This window comes from Microvirga sp. P5_D2 (assembly GCF_054049475.1).
Genome location: NZ_JBFUMH010000117.1, coordinates 1 through 17,210 on the forward strand (window position 1 = coordinate 1; position 17,210 = coordinate 17,210).

General features: G+C 62.3%; 17 protein-coding genes. 13 read left to right on the top strand and 4 right to left on the bottom strand.

What is annotated here, in order from left to right; genetic code table 11:
- Positions 1-262: 262 nt before the first annotated feature.
- Positions 263-601 carry a hypothetical protein gene (locus ACXJKO_RS22440; RefSeq protein ID WP_457093292.1) on the top strand — a complete coding sequence of 113 codons (339 nt, stop codon included), beginning with the start codon at positions 263-265 and terminating at the stop codon, positions 599-601.
- Positions 602-768: 167 nt separating this feature from the next.
- Here ACXJKO_RS22440 and ACXJKO_RS22445 read toward each other — a convergent pair whose 3' ends face one another.
- Positions 769-1,047, bottom strand: a complete 279-nt coding sequence (locus ACXJKO_RS22445) for a hypothetical protein (protein WP_457093293.1) — start codon at positions 1,045-1,047, stop codon at positions 769-771.
- 180 nt (positions 1,048-1,227) lie between these two features.
- On the opposite strand from ACXJKO_RS22445, the gene ACXJKO_RS22450 reads away from it, so the two are divergent.
- The 8 genes from ACXJKO_RS22450 (at position 1,228) to ACXJKO_RS22485 (ending at position 9,532) form a co-directional block, all read left to right on the top strand.
- Complete coding sequence (locus tag ACXJKO_RS22450) at positions 1,228-1,884, top strand: response regulator (RefSeq protein WP_457093307.1); 657 nt, start codon at positions 1,228-1,230, stop codon at positions 1,882-1,884.
- Positions 1,881-3,209: an ATP-binding protein gene (locus ACXJKO_RS22455; protein WP_457093294.1), complete on the top strand. Its 1,329-nt coding sequence runs from the start codon at positions 1,881-1,883 to the stop codon at positions 3,207-3,209. The genes ACXJKO_RS22450 and ACXJKO_RS22455 overlap by 4 nt, the downstream gene beginning before the upstream one ends.
- Before the next feature lie 122 nt (positions 3,210-3,331).
- Entirely contained in the window at positions 3,332-5,230 is a 1,899-nt protein-coding gene (gene dnaG / locus ACXJKO_RS22460; protein WP_457093295.1) for a DNA primase, read from the top strand.
- Between the two features lie 180 nt (positions 5,231-5,410).
- Entirely contained in the window at positions 5,411-7,411 is a 2,001-nt protein-coding gene (rpoD, locus tag ACXJKO_RS22465; protein ID WP_457093296.1) for an RNA polymerase sigma factor RpoD, read from the top strand.
- 52 nt (positions 7,412-7,463) lie between these two features.
- Positions 7,464-7,865, top strand: coding sequence for a CidA/LrgA family protein (locus ACXJKO_RS22470; protein WP_457093297.1), 402 nt, complete (start codon positions 7,464-7,466; stop codon positions 7,863-7,865).
- Positions 7,858-8,580, top strand: coding sequence for an LrgB family protein (locus ACXJKO_RS22475; protein ID WP_457093298.1), 723 nt, complete (start codon positions 7,858-7,860; stop codon positions 8,578-8,580). Before ACXJKO_RS22470 ends, ACXJKO_RS22475 begins: the two co-directional genes overlap by 8 nt.
- Before the next feature lie 29 nt (positions 8,581-8,609).
- Positions 8,610-9,062 (top strand): DUF1801 domain-containing protein, encoded by a 453-nt coding sequence (locus ACXJKO_RS22480; protein WP_457093299.1) that lies wholly within the window; start codon positions 8,610-8,612, stop codon positions 9,060-9,062.
- Between the two features lie 11 nt (positions 9,063-9,073).
- Complete coding sequence (locus ACXJKO_RS22485; RefSeq protein ID WP_457093300.1) at positions 9,074-9,532, top strand: DUF1801 domain-containing protein; 459 nt, start codon at positions 9,074-9,076, stop codon at positions 9,530-9,532.
- Between the two features lie 180 nt (positions 9,533-9,712).
- On the opposite strand, the gene ACXJKO_RS22490 is transcribed toward ACXJKO_RS22485, so the two are convergent.
- Complete coding sequence (locus tag ACXJKO_RS22490; protein WP_457093301.1) at positions 9,713-10,888, bottom strand: CAP domain-containing protein; 1,176 nt, start codon at positions 10,886-10,888, stop codon at positions 9,713-9,715.
- 272 nt (positions 10,889-11,160) lie between these two features.
- Here ACXJKO_RS22490 and ACXJKO_RS22495 point away from each other — a divergent pair, with 272 nt between their 5' ends.
- Positions 11,161-11,634, top strand: coding sequence for a YkgJ family cysteine cluster protein (locus ACXJKO_RS22495; RefSeq protein WP_457093302.1), 474 nt, complete (start codon positions 11,161-11,163; stop codon positions 11,632-11,634).
- 135 nt (positions 11,635-11,769) lie between these two features.
- Positions 11,770-12,990 (top strand): MFS transporter, encoded by a 1,221-nt coding sequence (locus tag ACXJKO_RS22500; protein WP_457093303.1) that lies wholly within the window; start codon positions 11,770-11,772, stop codon positions 12,988-12,990.
- On the opposite strand, the gene ACXJKO_RS22505 is transcribed toward ACXJKO_RS22500, so the two are convergent.
- Together ACXJKO_RS22505 and ACXJKO_RS22510 are read right to left on the bottom strand one after the other, a co-directional pair.
- Positions 12,987-14,072: a bifunctional transcriptional activator/DNA repair enzyme AdaA gene (locus ACXJKO_RS22505; RefSeq protein WP_457093304.1), complete on the bottom strand. Its 1,086-nt coding sequence runs from the start codon at positions 14,070-14,072 to the stop codon at positions 12,987-12,989. The genes ACXJKO_RS22500 and ACXJKO_RS22505 overlap by 4 nt on opposite strands.
- A gap of 73 nt (positions 14,073-14,145) precedes the next feature.
- On the bottom strand, positions 14,146-14,766 hold the full coding sequence (locus ACXJKO_RS22510) for a TIGR02466 family protein (RefSeq protein WP_457093305.1): 621 nt from the start codon (positions 14,764-14,766) through the stop codon (positions 14,146-14,148).
- Between the two features lie 238 nt (positions 14,767-15,004).
- Here ACXJKO_RS22510 and ACXJKO_RS22515 point away from each other — a divergent pair, with 238 nt between their 5' ends.
- Together ACXJKO_RS22515 and ACXJKO_RS22520 are read left to right on the top strand one after the other, a co-directional pair.
- A complete protein-coding gene (locus ACXJKO_RS22515; protein WP_457093308.1) occupies positions 15,005-16,117 on the top strand; it encodes an adenylate/guanylate cyclase domain-containing protein in 1,113 nt (370 codons plus the stop codon).
- Between the two features lie 102 nt (positions 16,118-16,219).
- Positions 16,220-17,210 (top strand): thiamine pyrophosphate-dependent enzyme (locus ACXJKO_RS22520; RefSeq protein ID WP_457093306.1); only part of this gene is annotated, 991 nt, incomplete at its 3' end.

Sequence of the window (17,210 nt, forward strand, 5' to 3'; positions counted from 1 at the left end):
GTACGGGGTCTATTGACCCCGTACCACCTTTGCATGTTACCTCGTCACCAGAACCGGGCGCACCCGGTTCTGGGGCGTTAGAACCTCTCCAGAGCGGTCGGCATCGACCGCAACGATGTCTCCCTTGCCTTATGGTCGGGGAGGTGTTGGCGCATGTCCAAGGCGAAAGCCCAAAGGCCAATGCGGCCGTCTCTGGCGGTTTCTAAACTCCCCGGCCACCAGCGCATTGCTGGTGGTCGCTCCAACTTCAGGGGAGTTGTCGATGGAGCCGTCCTACAGCGTCCAGTCCTACAGTGTGTTGGCCGACGCCTTGTCCAAGTTTCACACCGCGCCCGAATGGATTCAGGCGCTTTGGCTCGTCATGGTGCCGGTCACGATCGTGGGCGCGACCGCCTGCATCATGCGCGCCGTGAGGGAGATCGCGGCGGCCATCGCGCGGCGCGGGGCGGCGGGCGGTATCTGGCAGGGGCAGCCCGTCTATGCGATCTACCGAAGCCCCGATGGGCGCTGGATGCTCTATGCGCGCGGCGCGGTGCGGGAATTGCAGGGTGAGGATTCCTTGCCGGAGGAGGCGTTGCCGTCCCTGATCCGGCGGGGTTGAACGGCTGTCACCGTTCCATGCGGGGAAGTTGCAGTCACATTCGGAAACTGCATTGCCTCGCCCATTCCCTCTCTCGAACAGGAGAGGGGAATGGGCTGCAGCAACGCTTGAGATGACTGGATGGAGCGAATGGCTCCGACTGTTCGAGCCCGATCAGGGCGCTTGGTTTAATCCATCTTCTTGGTCGACCCTGTCGTGGTCGGCTGGCATGCCGCGCTCTGCGAACCGGCAGGGCAATTGGCCTTGTGCTTCATCGAGGCTTCGCGGCGGTCGGCTTCGCTCTTGGATGCATGCTTGGCCGTATGATGGCGCACCGTCGTGTGCTTCTGGACCTGAGGCTCCGTGTACGAGCTTGAGGGGTGCTGCTCTGCTGTTGCGGCTTGCGCGGCCAAGGGCGCGCCCATGAGGCAAGCGACGGCCGATGTGGCGATCAGAAGCTTTTTCATCGAATCTCTCCATTGAATGAAGGTACTCATCGGTACCTGTCGAGGATGCTACCGCCGGTGACTTAGGAGAGAATGAGGACGTATCGGCCGCGCCTTCGAGGCGAGGCGAGGCGGCAAAATGCATCGTTGTATTTTGCCGATTATGGCGTTGAACTCGTGGTCGCAGCATGGGCAGCCGGCATGCGGGTTCTCCTTGTGGAAGACGATCTTCTGATCGGTCGCAGCCTCATCCGGGCCTTCGAAGGAACCGGGAACACGGTGGATTGGGCGCGCGCGGGCGGCGATGCTCTGGAGGCGCTCAGCACCAYGCTCTATTCCATCCTGCTGCTCGATCTGGGCCTCCCGGACAAAGCCGGTCTCGATGTGCTCAAGGACATGCGACGACGCAAGGACACGACACCGGTCCTGATCATCACCGCCCACGACGATATCGAAACCCGCGTGGCCGGTCTCGATATCGGGGCCGACGACTTCATGGTGAAACCCTTCGATTTCGATGAACTCGCCGCCCGAATCAGAGCCGTCGTGCGTCGCCACGACGGGCATCCGGCATCTCTGATCCAATCGTCGGAAATCATGCTGGATCTTGCAGGTCACCAAGCGACGTATAAAGGCGTCACCCAGCTTCTGCCGGCACGGGAATTCGCGCTCATGCAGGCGCTTCTGGCACGTCCCGGCGCCATTCTCTCGCGCAAGCAACTGGAGGATTCGCTCTATGGCTGGGGCGAGGAAGTGGAGAGCAATGCCGTCGATGTCCTGATCCATTATATCCGGCGCAAGTTCGACAACGATATCATCCGCAATGTTCGTGGTGTCGGATGGATGGTTGCCAAATGAAGCACGGCAATTCCCTCCGCAGGCAGCTCACGGCGTGGTTCACGATTCTTCTGATCTCCTTCGGCCTGATGGGCGGAGTGGGGGCCTATATCGTCGCGCAGCAGGATCCCGACAATTTCCTGGACGATCAGATGCGCGAAATCGCGCTCGATGTGGTGGGGTCGGTCGATGACTTGGCTCAGATGCCGGCACCTCCGCTGGGCTCGTCCGACATGATCGTCGTGCAGGCCTGGGACGCGGACGGCCAATTGCTCAAGTCCTTTCCGCCCGGCTTCGATCTGCCGCGTCAACAGGAAACCGGTTTCGCGGATTTCGACACGCCGCAGGGCAGATGGCGCAGCTACACTTGGGTTCTCGACGATGGAACAGTGCAGGTCTCGCAGCAGGCGCAGGTGAGAAGAGAACTGGCCGTGAAGGCGGCCTTGCCGGCCCTTGTCACCACCTTTCTGCTCATCCCCATCTCATGGCTTCTGGTGCGATGGGTGGTCGGCCGTATCCTGAGACCGGTGGATCATCTGACTCATCAGCTCCTTGAGCGTCGGCCGGACTCGACGCGGCGGCTTTCTTCACCCGACCTTCCTGGTGAGATCGTTCCTCTCGTCGGGGCCATGAACGAGTCCCTCTCGCGTGTCAGAGCCATGCTGGACGTTCAACGGCAATTCGTCTCAAATGCCGCGCACCAGCTTCGTACGCCTCTGACCTCTCTCAGGATCCAGATTCGCAATCTGCGCCAAGCCTCGAACCGCGCCGGGGCCGATGAAGTCCTGGAAGAAATGGAACTCGGAATCCATCGGATGTCCGAATTGACAAGCCAATTGCTGACCCTTGCCCGGGCTGAAAGCGCGCAGCCTTTTGAAGGCTCGCAGCCGGTACCGATCAACGAGGCTCTGCGGGAGGCCATTGCCGGCGTGATTACGCTGGCGCAGGGAAAGGACATCACGCTCTCCTCGGCGGAGCTGGCGCCTATTCCGGTCAAGGCGGAGAAGCACGATCTCGTGATGCTGTTGTCCAACCTGCTCGACAACGCGATTCGCTACACGCCGCGTGGCGGGCATATCGATCTTTCGCTTCAAGCGGATACGCGAGAAGTGAAGGTCGAGATCGCCGATACCGGACCTGGAATCCCGGAGGCGCTCCTCGCCCGCGTGTTCGATCCTTTCGTGCGTGGAAACAGCGAGCAGGAGGGAACGGGACTCGGTCTCTCGATCGTCAAAGCTCTCGCTGCCCGGATCGGAGCCCGGATTTCGCTCTCCAACAGGCCGAGAGGGGGCGGCCTTGTCGCCCGGGTCTCGCTTCCCGTTGCGCCAGAACAGGCGCGCTGGTGATCGGCGCTGTCCGAAAATGCTAAGCCTGTGAATTGCGGGTAAAGAAAAGCTTGGCTTTGGTGTTTTTAACTTAATCCCAGCCGCCCTAGTTTATGCAGCAGGTTTGGAGATTCCGCTAAAAATTGCGCTACCCGCCCCAAATCCTCGAAGAGATCCGCGCGCGGCTGCCGACCTCGGCAGTGGTGGGCAAGCGCGTGCGCCTGAAAAAGGCGGGGCGGGAGTGGAGGGGGCTGTCGCCGTTCAATGCGGAGAAGACGCCGTCCTTCTATGTGAACGACCAGAAGCAGTTCTATCACTGCTTCTCATCCGGCAAGCACGGGGACATTTTTACYTTCGTCATGGAGACGGAGGGGCTTTCCTTCCCCGAGGCGGTGGAGCGGCTGGCGGCCGAGGCGGGGGTGCCCCTGCCCAAGCTCACGCCGGAGGACCGGGCGGAGGAGGTCAAGCGCAAGACCCTCTATGACGCCATGGAGCTGGCGACGCAGTTCTTCGAGGCCTCGCTCCAGGGCCGCCACGGCATGAAGCCGCGCGATTACCTCGCCGGACGCCAGCTCAGCGTCGAGACCCAGAAGCGCTTTCGCATCGGCTATGCGCCGCCCGAGCGCTTCGCGCTGCGCGATTTTCTCGCTGAGAAGGGCATCTCAATCGAGATGATGGTTGAGGCGGGCCTTCTCTATTCCGGCGAGGATGTGAAGGTTCCTTACGACCGCTTCCGCGACCGGGTGATGTTCCCGATCAGCGACGTGCGCGGCCGGGTCATCGCCTTCGGCGGGCGCGCCATGAGCGCGGACGCGCCGGCGAAATACCTCAACTCGCCGGATACGCCGCTCTTCAACAAGGGCCGGCTTCTCTACAATTACCACCACGCCCGCCAGCCCGCCCATGACCGGGGCACCGTGATCGCGGTGGAAGGCTATGTGGACGTGATCTCCCTGACCGTCGCGGGCTTTCCCAATGCGGTCGCCCCGCTGGGCACGGCGCTGACGGAAGACCAGCTTGCCCTGCTCTGGCGTCTCTCGGAGGAGCCGATCCTGTGCTTCGACGGCGACAAGGCGGGCCAGCGCGCGGCCTATCGCGCTCTCGACGTGGCCCTGCCGAACCTGACATCGGGCAAATCCCTGCGCTTCGCTCTGCTGCCCCAGGGGCAGGATCCGGACGATCTCGCCCGCTCCGGCGGCCGCACGGCGGTCGAGCGGGTTCTGTCGGCGGCAAAGCCCCTGGTGGATGTCCTCTGGGCGCGGGAGCTGGAAGCGGGGCCGCTCGATACCCCCGAGCGGCGGGCGGCCCTGGAGCGCCGTTTGCGCGAATCACTTGCACTGATTCGCGACGAAACCCTCAAGCGGTACTACCGGGAGGAGGTGGAAAACCGCCTTTCGGCTCAGAATCCGGATTCTCGAGCCAATCGTTTCAACCGGCAGGAGAAGGGTGGACGGCGGGACTTTCGGGGCCCTTCCCCGACCACGCCGAGCTCCCGTTTGAGCGTGTCGCCACTGCTCGCCCGCAACGCGCTTTTCACCGGCGGATCGGTGGGAAGCCCCCGCGAGGCGATGATCCTTTGCACCTTCCTGGTGCATCCGGCACTTCTTCAAAATCACGCAGAAGTCCTTGCAGATCTTGAACTTGAGGGGCGTGCGGCCCAAATGATGCGAGGCCTTCTTCTGGATGGAGCGGCCAGCGGCGAGCCGGCCGACACCACCGTGATGCAGGCCCGCCTGGAGCGGGCCGGACTGGCTGATGCGGCCGACCGGATGGTCGCCCTGGTTCGCCCCGGCGACCGCTGGATGCTTGATCCGCATGCGGATTCCTTGCGGCTTGAGGACGCATTGAGGCAGGCCATCACCTTGCATCGTCGTGCACGCACGTTACATAGCGAGCTTCGGGCTGCCGAGCGCGCGCTCGCCGAAGAGGACAATGAGGCCAATCTCGCCTGGCTGCGAGAGGTCCAAAACCAGCTGTCCTCCGTCGACGGTGCCGAGGCCGATATGGACAAGGGCGGTTCCATGAGGGACACCCATGGCTGAGGGCCATAGCGCGGCACGGCGCTGGTGGTGCGGGCAAAGATGGTTAACGGTTAGTCAAGCGACTTGCTGTTTTATGATTGGGACTGATTTCCGGGTGGTACGGCTTCTCAAGCCTTGCCACCCTGTCGCGCATTGGGCGCCTGGCTAGGGGACCGGCAGGGCGCCGGAGTAGAGCAAAGCATGGCAACGAAGGCAACCGAACGGGATGAAGGCGAGACGACGGCTCCGGAGCAGCAGAGCGACGGGCCTCTTCTCGACCTGAGCGATGCCGCCGTCAAACGGATGATCAAGCTCGCGAAGAAGCGCGGGTATGTCACCTACGATGAACTGAACGAGGTTCTGCCTCCCGAGGAATTCAACTCGGAACAGATCGAGGACGTGCTCGGCCAGCTCTCGGAGATGGGCATCAACGTCGTCGAGGCGGAGGAGACCGACGAAAACGCTCAGCCCGCCGAGGCTGACGAAGAGGAAGCCGAAGGCAACGATCTCGTCGAGACGGCGCAGACCCGCGCCGTCGCCGTCCGCGAGACCACGGCCAAGGAGCCGACCGACCGCACGGACGATCCGGTGCGCATGTACCTGCGCGAGATGGGCTCGGTCGAGCTTCTCTCCCGCGAGGGCGAAATCGCGATCGCCAAGCGCATCGAGGCCGGCCGCGAGGCCATGATCGCAGGCCTCTGCGAAAGCCCGCTGACCTTCCAGGCCATTATCATCTGGCGCGACGAGCTCGTCGAAGGCCGGGTGCTCCTGCGCGACATCATCGATCTCGAGGCCACCTATGCCGGCCCGGACGGCAAGGGCGCGCCCAAGGTCGATGGCATGGGCGAAGAGGGTGAGGAAGAGGCCGCCGCCGAGGGCGAGGAGGGGATGACCCCGCCGGAAGGCGAGATGGACGACGACGACATGGAGAACAACGTGTCGCTCTCGGCCATGGAAGCCGAGCTGAAGCCGCGCGTTCTCGAAACCTTCGACTCCATCGCCGACAACTACAAGAAGCTGCGCCGCCTGCAGGTCGAGCATGTGGAACAGCGCATGCAGAACAAGCAGCTGACTCCGGCCCAGGAACGCAAGTACCGCGAGCTGAAGTCCGACATCGTCGCTTCGGTGAAGTCGCTCTCGCTCAACAACAACCGCATCGAAGCCCTGGTCGAGCAGCTCTACGATATCAACAAGCGCCTCATCTCGCATGAGGGCCGCCTGATGCGCCTGGCCGAAAGCCATGGCGTCGCCCGCGAGGAGTTCCTCCGGCACTATCAGGGCTGGGAGCTCGACCCGAAATGGGTGCTGCGCGTCTCCAAGCTCGGCGGCAGGGGCTGGAAGGACTTTGTCGCCAAAGCCAAGGACGGAATCCACGACCTGCGCGAGAACATCCATAACCTCGCCAGCGAGACGGGCCTGGAGATCCAGGAATTCCGCCGCATCGTCATGATGGTGCAGAAGGGCGAGCGCGAAGCCCGGCAGGCGAAGAAGGAAATGATCGAGGCGAACCTGCGTCTCGTCATCTCCATCGCCAAGAAGTACACGAACCGCGGCCTTCAGTTCCTGGACCTGATCCAGGAGGGCAATATCGGCCTCATGAAGGCGGTCGATAAGTTCGAGTACCGCCGCGGCTACAAGTTCTCGACCTACGCCACGTGGTGGATCAGGCAGGCGATCACGCGCTCCATCGCGGATCAGGCCCGCACGATCCGTATTCCGGTGCACATGATCGAGACGATCAACAAGATCGTCCGCACCTCGCGCCAGATGCTGCACGAGATCGGCCGCGAGCCGACCCCGGAAGAGCTGGCCGAAAAGCTCGCCATGCCGCTGGAGAAGGTGCGCAAGGTGCTGAAGATCGCCAAGGAGCCGATCTCGCTCGAAACGCCCATCGGCGACGAGGAAGATTCGCACCTCGGCGACTTCATCGAGGACAAGAATGCGATCCTGCCCATCGACGCGGCGATCCAGTCGAACCTGCGTGAGACCACCACACGCGTGCTCGCCTCGCTCACGCCGCGCGAAGAGCGGGTGCTGCGCATGCGCTTCGGCATCGGCATGAACACCGACCACACCCTCGAAGAGGTCGGCCAGCAGTTCTCCGTGACCCGCGAACGTATCCGCCAGATCGAGGCSAAGGCSCTGCGCAAGCTGAAGCATCCCTCGCGGAGCCGGAAGCTCAGGAGCTTCCTGGACAACTGAGCGGCATCAAAAGGCGGGCACCTGGCCAGCCTTTTTCTTGAATACGACAAGCATGATCATCAGCCTCACCATCATCCTTCTCTGCCAACTCCTCGGCGAAGTGATCGCCCGCTGGTTCGGCTGGCTCGTGCCCGGTCCCGTTCTCGGCATGCTCTTTCTGCTCTTATTCTTGAGCCTGCTCGACACCCTCAGGAAACAGGTGCCGGAATTCGCCAGGGYGCTCGACGCGACGGGGAAGGGATTGCTCGCGCATCTCTCACTTCTGTTCATTCCGGCGAGTGTCGGCGTGGTGCAGCGGCTCGATGTGCTTTACGATTACGGCGTCGGGCTTGCGGTGGCGGTCATCGTCTCCACCTTCATCACGCTCGTCGTGACGGTCGTCACCTTCGTGCTCGTGTCACGCCTCAGCGGTTCCTCCATGGAGCAGGCAGAGGAGGGCGAGACCCGTGACTGATCAGGCGTTCTCCCTCTGGGTCTATCTCTCCCAGACGCCGTTGCTCTGGCTCGTAGTGACGCTGATCGCCTATCTGATCGCGGATCGGATTTCGCAAGCCTTCCGCCGCAATCCCCTGTTCAATCCAGTGCTGATCTCGGTCGTGGCGGTTGCGCTCGTGCTGTGGGCGACCGGCACGTCCTATCCGGTTTATTTCGAAGGCGCGAAGTTCGTTCACTTCCTGCTCGGCCCCGCCACCGTCGCGCTCGCCATTCCGCTCTACGAGAACCGTCACATCGTGCTGCGCGCCATCGTGCCCATGATGGCGGCTCTCGTGGTCGGCTCGGTCACGGCCATCGTGTCGGCTGTTCTGGTCGCGCAGCTCTTCGGCATTCCGAAAGCCATTCTCATTTCGCTCGCGCCGAAATCCGTCACCGCGCCGGTCGGCATGGGCATCACGGAAGCGCTCGGCGGAGATCCCGCGCTCACGGCCATTCTCATCATGTTCACGGGCGTTGCCGGTTCCATCATGGTGACGCCGCTGATGAATGCCTTGCGCATGAAGGATTGGCGCGCACGCGGATTCGCGGTGGGGCTCGCCTCGCACGGCATCGGCACGGCACGCGCGTTTCAGGTGAACTCGCTCGCCGGCACATTCGCGGGCATCGCCATGGGCCTCAATGCGCTCGTCACCGCGCTGCTTCTGCCGCTGGTGCTGGCGTGGCTGCTGGATTAGGTTTGATTCACAAGCCGCTGGATTGAGACATGACCAAGACGACGTCCGAGAAGCCTGCGAAGACGACGAATGCTGCGACGCAGCCGGTTCTTCTCGCGGGCGGCAATCCTCAGATCGCGAAAGGCTACGGCGATGCGCCCGTGCAAGCCTATATCGCCGCCATGCCGGGATGGAAAAGCGATGTCGGACGCCGCCTCGATACCCTCATCGTGCGCACGGTTCCCAACGTGAGCAAGGCAGTCAAATGGAACTCGCCCTTCTATGGGGTCGAGGGCCAGGGCTGGTTCCTTAGCCTTCATTGCTTCACGAAATACGTGAAGGTCGCCTTCTTTCGCGGCACGTCGCTGAAACCTGTCCCTCCCGGCGAGTCCAAGCAAAAGGAAGTGCGCTACCTCGACATCCATGAGGACGACGAAATCGACGAAGCTCAGATCGTCGATTGGGTGAAGCAAGCCAGCCGGTTGCCCGGCGAACGAATGTGAGCAGCAAGACCATGAAGAAAGCGATGACGGCCATGGAGAAGAGCGGCTTGAACGAGACCCATGAAGCAGACACGCCCTCCCGGCTGATCGATGCGAGGATCGAGGAATTGGGTGATTGGCGCGGTGAGACTCTTGCTCGTGTCCGAAACCTCATCAAGCACGCCGATCCTGACGTGATCGAGGAGTGGAAATGGAGAGGCGTTCCTGTGTGGTCGCATGCCGGCATCATCTGCACGGGCGAGACCTACAAGAGCGTCGTGAAGATGACCTTCGCCAAGGGCGCCTCGCTGGATGATCCTTCGGGCCTCTTCAATTCCAGCCTCGAAGGCAACACCAGACGCGCCATCGATCTCCGCGAGGGCGATACGATCGATGAAGACGCGCTGAAGGCGCTCATTCGAGCGGCCGTGGCATTGAACACATCGAAGCGAACTGCGGCTCGCAAGAAAACAGCTTCGGAACCGTCGTGAAACCGGCTCTTCCGGGCGGTCTTGCATCTAGAGTTATGAATGAGTGAGGTCGAACAATTCTTATCCCGCCCATCCACCCCACTGCCCTCATCCTGAGGCGCCGCTCACGCGGCTCCTCAGGATGAGGTTTGTGTGTGAGTGAAAGCGGGATCATTGGCACAAGGCCAGCGATGGCGCGCTTTAAAACAAAAAGTCCGAAGCGTTGATGAGCGCGGCCTTCATGTTCAGCAGCGCAATGGTCTGCCCGTTCGCCTTGATGATCACATCGTCGGCAATGCGGTCCGTGTCGCCGTTGCCTGTGGTGATCGAAAGCATGTCGAAGCTCAGGCCGTTGCCACGCAGATCGATGAAGTCGATGCCGTCCTGGAAATCGCGAACCTTGTCGGAACCCCATTTGCCCCTGAAGCAGAAGGTATCCGCATGCGAGCCGCCGGTGAGCACATCGTTGCCTGAGCCGCCCAGAAGAGTGTCACGGCCGCTTTCGCCGTAGAGCCAGTCATTTCCGGTGTCGCCGATGAGGTAGTCGTTGCCGCCCTTCGCATGGATCTTGTCGTGTCCGGCGCGACCGTTGATGCGGTCTGTGCCTGCCGTGCCGTCGAGGCTGTTGCCGAGCCCGTCGCCGATGATGACTTTCGCCGGAGCCGCCTTGGCTGGATCGATGAGATCGAGCTTCACGTTCTTCTCGCCGATTGATACCTGCTTGGTGACGGAGGCGTAGCCGCTCTTGGAGTAGGTCACCCTGTAGGAGCCGGGATCGAGCGCGAGGCTGTAGCCTCCTGCGGCTTCCGACTTCGTGGTGAATCGCGCGCCAGTGGAACTGATTGCGGTGATGGTCAAACCGCTGAGAGCCTCGCCGATGTCGTAGGCGCGGTCGCCGTCCTTGTCGTCCATGGTGACACCGGTCAGAAAAACATTGCTGCCGGAGCGCGCGAAGTTCTGCGTGGCGAAGGCACCTTCCCAGCCTTGATAGGGGCCTACCTTGAAGCCGATGCCGATCTCACGGAAGTCGCCGTTGAGAATGTTGGCCTTGTGGCCCGGGCTGTTCATGAGGTTGGTGTGCAGAAGCCGCACCTCATCCTGAAGGCCGTTCGGCGCGCGCGTGCTGGCCCAGGCGATGTTCTCCCCCGAAGTCCATGAACCGGTGAAGGCATAGCCCGCGCTCTCCATGCGCTGCGTCGGCGCGGAAGCGCTCACACCCGTATGGGAGAAGGCGTCCGTATCGATCATCCACTGGCTGTGCGCATCGGCCGAATTGTTGAGGTTGCCGTTGAAGGCGAGCGGCTGTGCGCCGGTCTTGGCGCGCGCAGCATTCACCAGTTCGAGCATGAGCTGCTCGAAAGCCGTTGCCTGTGACATGAAGAGACCCCTTGTTATTGTTTCATCTTGTTATCGTTTTCGGCCCCGGTTTTTGGGATCCGTTCTTGCAACCGGGACTAGATGGGAAAATTGGCAAAACTTGTGACGCTGCGCGCGCTATAAGACCTCTGAGACGCGGCCGAAGGACGCAGGGCGAATTGCCAGGCTTTAGGGTGTGAATGAGTGACCGAGAGGTGCTGGATTGAGAGGCACACTCCTATAGATATGATTCTCCAACCATTCTCACGGCTTGGTCCGCAACAGGAGCCCTCATGTCCGAACGGGTGATCAAGGACGACCAGCCTCGCGTCTATTTCGATTGCAACAAATGCCCAGCCTTCTGCTGCTCGATCTATGAACGCGTGGTGGTCACGAAGCGTGACATCACCAGACTGGCGAAGTTCTTCGATGTTTCGTTCGAAGAGGCCAAGAAGCGCTACACCGCCGATTTCGAAGGCGAGCGCGTGCTCAAGCGCGTCAAGGACGTGATCTTCGAGCGGACCTGCATGTTCCTCGACCAGAAGACCCGCGGCTGCACGATCTATCACGGACGTCCGTCCGTCTGCCGATCCTATCCGGGCCGCTCGCGCTGCGCCTATTACGATGTGCTGCGCTTCGAGCGGATCCAGCAGAACGACGAGAACGTGATCCCCCAGGTCAAGATCATCTTCCGTGAGGTGGAAGAGGAGGTGGCTCCCTACGCCGATGGGCCCGAGGAGGTCTACGAGTGGGACGAGAAGGAGTAGTGTCGTGCTTGAGCAGCAACCCTGCCTTGCAGGATAATATGGCGCTTTATGAGGCAAACTGCATTATAGGCGACTAGGAAACGCCAAGCATGGGGAGCCGGGCGCAAACTCGGCCCCGGATCAGAAGAACGCCAAATGGACACGAAATCGCCTGCCTTCGCCGCCGCTCCCGTTCAGACGAAGGCGGAGGGAGTAGCCGTATCGATCCTCGTGGCGATCAGCATCTCCCATCTCCTGAACGACCTGATCCAGTCCCTGCTTCCGGCGATCTACCCGATCCTCAAAGCGAATTATCATCTCGATTTCGGCCAGATCGGCCTGCTCACGCTCACCTTCCAGTGCACCGCCTCCCTGCTTCAGCCCCTTGTCGGCGCCTACACTGACAAGAAGCCGAAGCCTTACTCCCTGGTCGCCGGTATGGGCTTCACGCTCATGGGCCTGCTGACGCTCTCGAAGGCCAATTCCTATCCCCTGCTGCTTCTGGGCGCAGCCCTTGTGGGCATGGGCTCCTCCGTCTTCCATCCCGAATCCTCCCGCGTTGCCCGCATGGCGTCGGGCGGGCGGCATGGCCTTGCGCAGTCGGTGTTCCAGGTGGGCGGCAATGCGGGCTCGTCGCTCGGGCCGCTGCTCGCGGCCTTCATCGTGGTGCCATTCGGACAGGCCAGCATCGCGTGGTTCTCGGTGGTCGCCCTGCTGGCGATGATCATCCTGTTCAATGTCGGGCGCTGGTATGGCGCCAAGCTCGCCGACCTCAAGGCGAAGCCGCGCGCGCCTGTCGCCACGGCCTACCTGACGAAGAAGCGCGTGGCCGTTTCCATCACGATCCTGATGGTGCTCATCTTCTCGAAGAACTTCTATACGGCGAGCCTGTCCAGCTACTTCACCTTCTATCTGATAGAGAAATTCCAGGTGTCGGTGCAGGACTCGCAGCTCTATCTCTTCGCCTTCCTTGCCGCTGTGGCTGCGGGCACTGTCATCGGCGGCCCCATCGGCGACCGGATCGGGCGGCGCTACGTGATCTGGATCTCGATCCTCGGCGTGCTGCCGTTCACGCTCATGCTGCCCTATGCCAACCTGTTCTGGACATCGGTGCTCAGCATCATCATCGGCCTCGTGCTCGCCTCCGCCTTCTCGGCCATCCTCGTCTATGCGACGGAACTGGTGCCGGGCCGCGTGGGCATGATCGCCGGCCTGTTCTTCGGCCTGTCCTTCGGCATGGGTGGTCTTGGCGCGGCGGTGCTCGGGCAGCTCGCCGACATGACGAGCATCGAGACGGTCTACAAGGTCGTGTCGTTCCTGCCTGCCATCGGCCTGCTCACGTACTTCCTGCCGAAGATCGAGAAGGCGCGGGCTTAAAGAGCAAGCGCGATCTGTTCTAAGTTGCTCGGATGATCGGCTACGCCGGCCATCCGCCGCTCATGCTCAAGCAGCCATTTCTTGCGCCAGATCTTTCCGCCGTAGCCTGTCAGCGAACCATCGGCGCCGATCACCCGGTGGCACGGCACGATGATCGCCACCTGATTGGCGCCGTTCGCCCGCGCCACGGCGCGCGGCGCCTCGGGCCGCTCGATGAAACGGGCGATCTCGCCGTAGCTGCGCGTTAAGCCTGACGGGATCTGCCGCAGGGCATCCCAGACCGTAGCCTCGAAGGCGGTGCCTCTCTGCACCACTTTTATGTCGAAGGTGGCGGATCGGCCGGAGAAGTAGCGCTCGACCTGGGCGGCAAGCTCTTCGAGCACGGGGCTGGTGCCGAAACAGATCGGGCCGACGCGGCTGTGCAATCTGTTGATCTCGGTGGGAAGCGCCGTGCGGTCCACGAATTCGAGAAGATGCACGCCTGCATCGTCCACGATGGCGAGCATCGCGCCGATGGGTGTGTCGAGCCATTGTGCGGTCAGGATCGGGCGATCCGTGGCTCTTGCGGGCGCATCGCCGACGAGCTTGGTGATCGCGTCCCGGAAACCGCTTCCGGATTCGTATCCGGCATCCAGCTGCGCATCCATGACTGAGCCTCCCTCTTTCAAACGGCTGACGGCAATCCCTAAGCGTTGCGACCGGGCATATTGCGCGAAGGTCACGCCGTATTCGCGCTGAAAGGCGCGGCGGACGGTGGATGGATCGTAGCCAAGGCTTTTCAGGTCCCCGGCGCTCCAGCGCTTCTCGGGCTCTGCCTTGATCTTCTCACGCAACGTGTCGAGCGCGCCGCTCGTCGGCCGCTGACGGTCGAGGGGCTTGCAGCGCAGGCAGGGGCGAAAGCCTGCATCCTGGGCCTCCTCACATTTTCCGAAGAACACCACGTTGCCGCGTTTCGGCTTGCGGGCGGGGCAGGTCAGACGGCAGACGATGCCGGTCGTCTTCACGCCCACATAGGCGAAGCCTTCATAGGAAGGATCGCGGGCGATCAGGGCTGCATAGAGAGTGTCGTCATCTCGGGTCATGGGCATCTTATAGCCCATCCCGCAAAGCCCCGTCGCCGGAAACGAGGCGTTGATTTTGGAAGGGCGGAGAGCCCTACTGCCAGGCGTAGTTGAAGCTCACGCTGATGCGCTCGGACTCAGCTTCGTTCAGGGGCACCTCGTGGCGCAGCCAGCTTTCCCATAACAGCACGGTGCCGGGAGCGGGCTTCATATAGGCGAACTGGCGGTTCTCAGGTTTCGCCTTGGGCTTGCGCGGCGGGGCGGCCATCATGAAGCCGAGGCGCGGATCCTCGAGCTTGAGCGCGCTCGCCCCTTCGGGAATCGTCACGTAATAGGTGCCGCTGATCACCGAATGCGGGTGGATGTGGGAGGTGTGGATGCCGCCCGGCGGCAGGATGTTGATCCACAGGCTGTCGAGCACCAGCTTGCGGCCCTGGAGATCGAATTCGAGATCCTTGGCGAAGGCCGCCACGTGCTTGTCGAGCTCCTTCAACAGCTCGCCGAACACCGGCACCCGCCAGGGCAGGTCGTTCAGGGAGGCGTAAGAGGTGTAGCCCGGGTAGCCGTTCTTGTCGCACCAGCGCTGGCCGGCCTCGTCGTCCTCGGCAATCGACAGGCAGGCGCCTTCCAGCTCCGCGTTGCGCTGCTCGGCTTTGGCGCCCGTCATTTCGGCGCGGTAGATCTTGGTGACGAAGAAGGTATCGATGCTTGCCATGCTTCGGCTCTATTATGCGGCTGGCCTTCTGTCAAAATCCTTGCCACTTTTCATTGCATAAGACTTTTCTCCAGCCCGGCCCGCCTCCCGGCTTGAAGGAGGGTGAGGGACAACACACCTTGGCCATATGATGTCAGTTTCACCCCTAACGGCGCTTCCCAGCGATTTGTTGTCCCTGGCCCGGAGCCTTGAGCCGGACACCCTCACCCGCGTCATCGCCCTGCGGGACTGGTTGGAGATGACCGCGTCGCGCATGGAGGATGCCAACGAGGTCCTCACCGGGTTCCTGCTCAAGCTTATCGACTTGGGCGTGCCCATCGACCGGGCGGCCTCCGCCATCGAGGCGCTGCATTCCGAATACGCCGGAATAGGACGGTTCTGGACCCGGGAGGAGGGGACCGTCGTGCGCTACCTGCCCCACGGGGACCGGCGCGAGGCCGTCTATCAGCAGAGCCCCTTCGCCCATGTGAGCCGCACCGGCGAGTGGCTGTTCCTCGACCTCGGCGAGACGCCGGATTCGCTGTTCGCCATCGTGCCGGAGCTGAAGCAGGCGGGATACCGCCACTACATCACCATTCCGATCCATTTCACCAATGGCGCCCAGAATGCGATCTCGTTCGCGACGCGCTCGCCTGAAGGTTTCGACGCGCGCAGCCTCACGATCCTGCGCCTGATCCTGCCGTCCTTTGCCTTGGTCACGGAGCTGCGCGCCACGAGCAACCGGCTCGACGAGGTGCTGCGCATCTATGTGGGCGACGACCCGCACCGGGCGATCCTCGGCGGCACCATCCAGCGCGGGCAGGTCACACGCATTCGCTCCGCGATCCTGTTCGCGGATATGCGCGAATACACGCGCATCTCATCGACGCTGAGCCCCGAGAGCGCGGTCGAACTGCTGAACAACTATTTCGACTGCCTCGTTCCGCCCATCGAGGACGAGGGCGGCGAGGTTCTGAAATATATGGGCGACGGGCTGCTCGCCATCGTTCGCGACAAGGGCGACGATACCGGCGGCGCGGCGCAATCGGCTCTCAGCGCGGCCACCAAGGCGTTGCGCCGTGTGGAGGCCGCCAACAACGAAGGCCGTTTTCCCGTGCCCATCGAGGTGGGCATCGCGCTGCATCATGGCGATGCGGCCTATGGCAATGTGGGCTCGGGTCAGCGGCTCGACTTCACCGTGATCGGGCGCGACGTGAACCTGGCGAGCCGCATCGCGGAACTCAACAAGACCTTGAGCGAACCGCTTCTCATGTCGAAGCCCTTCGTGGAACACCTCTGGGGCAACCCTTCGCCGCTCGGCGCGCATCATGTGCAAGGCTTTGCGGAGCCCATCGAGGTCTATCGGCCCTAGAGGTTGATCGGTGGCGTTGCGGCGCATCAATTTTTGAAAATCGCGATGCCTATGGCCTAGGTGCCTTGCGCGCCTATTTCCCTCTTCGGGAGATCAAACGCCATGAACGATGTCCGACCCTTAAGTCTTCACGTCCCCGAACCGGCCGTTCGCCCTGGCGGGGCGCCCGACTTCTCGAATGTGAAGATCCCCAAGGCTGGAACCGTGCCCCGGCCCGAGGTGGATGCGAACCCGGAGGATATCCGCGAGCTTGCCTTCTCGATCATCCGCGTCCTCAACCGCGCCGGAGAGGCGGTGGGGCCATGGGCGGGCCTTCTTACCGATGAGCAGCTCATCGAGGGCATGCGAAACATGATGACGCTGCGGGCCTTCGATGCCCGTATGCTGATCGCGCAAAGGCAAGGCAAGACCTCTTTCTACATGCAGCACCTCGGCGAGGAGGCCATCAGCTCCGCGTTCCGGAAGGCGCTTTCGCCGGGTGACATGAACTTTCCGACCTATCGGCAGGCCGGTCTCCTGATCGCCGGCGGCTATTCCATGGTCGACATGATGTGCCAGATCTACTCGAACGCGYACGATCCCCTGAAGGGCCGTCAGCTGCCGGTGATGTACTCGTCCAAGGACCACGGGTTCTTCACGATCTCGGGCAACCTCGCCACGCAATATATTCAAGCGGTCGGCTGGGCGATGGCATCCGCGATCCGTAACGACACCAAAATCGCGGCGGCGTGGATCGGCGACGGCTCGACCGCTGAATCGGATTTCCATGCCGCGCTGGTCTTCGCGTCCACTTACAAGGCGCCGGTGATCCTCAATATCGTCAACAACCAATGGGCCATTTCCACCTTCCAGGGAATTGCGCGAGGCGGAGCGGGCACGTTCGCCGCGCGTGGACTGGGCTTCGGCATTCCATCCTTGCGCGTCGACGGTAACGATTACCTCGCCGTCCATGCGGTTGCCGCATGGGCTGCCGAGCGCGCGCGCCGCAATCTCGGGCCGACCCTTATCGAATACGTGACCTACCGCGCCGGCGCGCATTCGACCTCCGACGATCCTTCCGCTTATCGGCCCAAGACCGAGTCTGATGCATGGC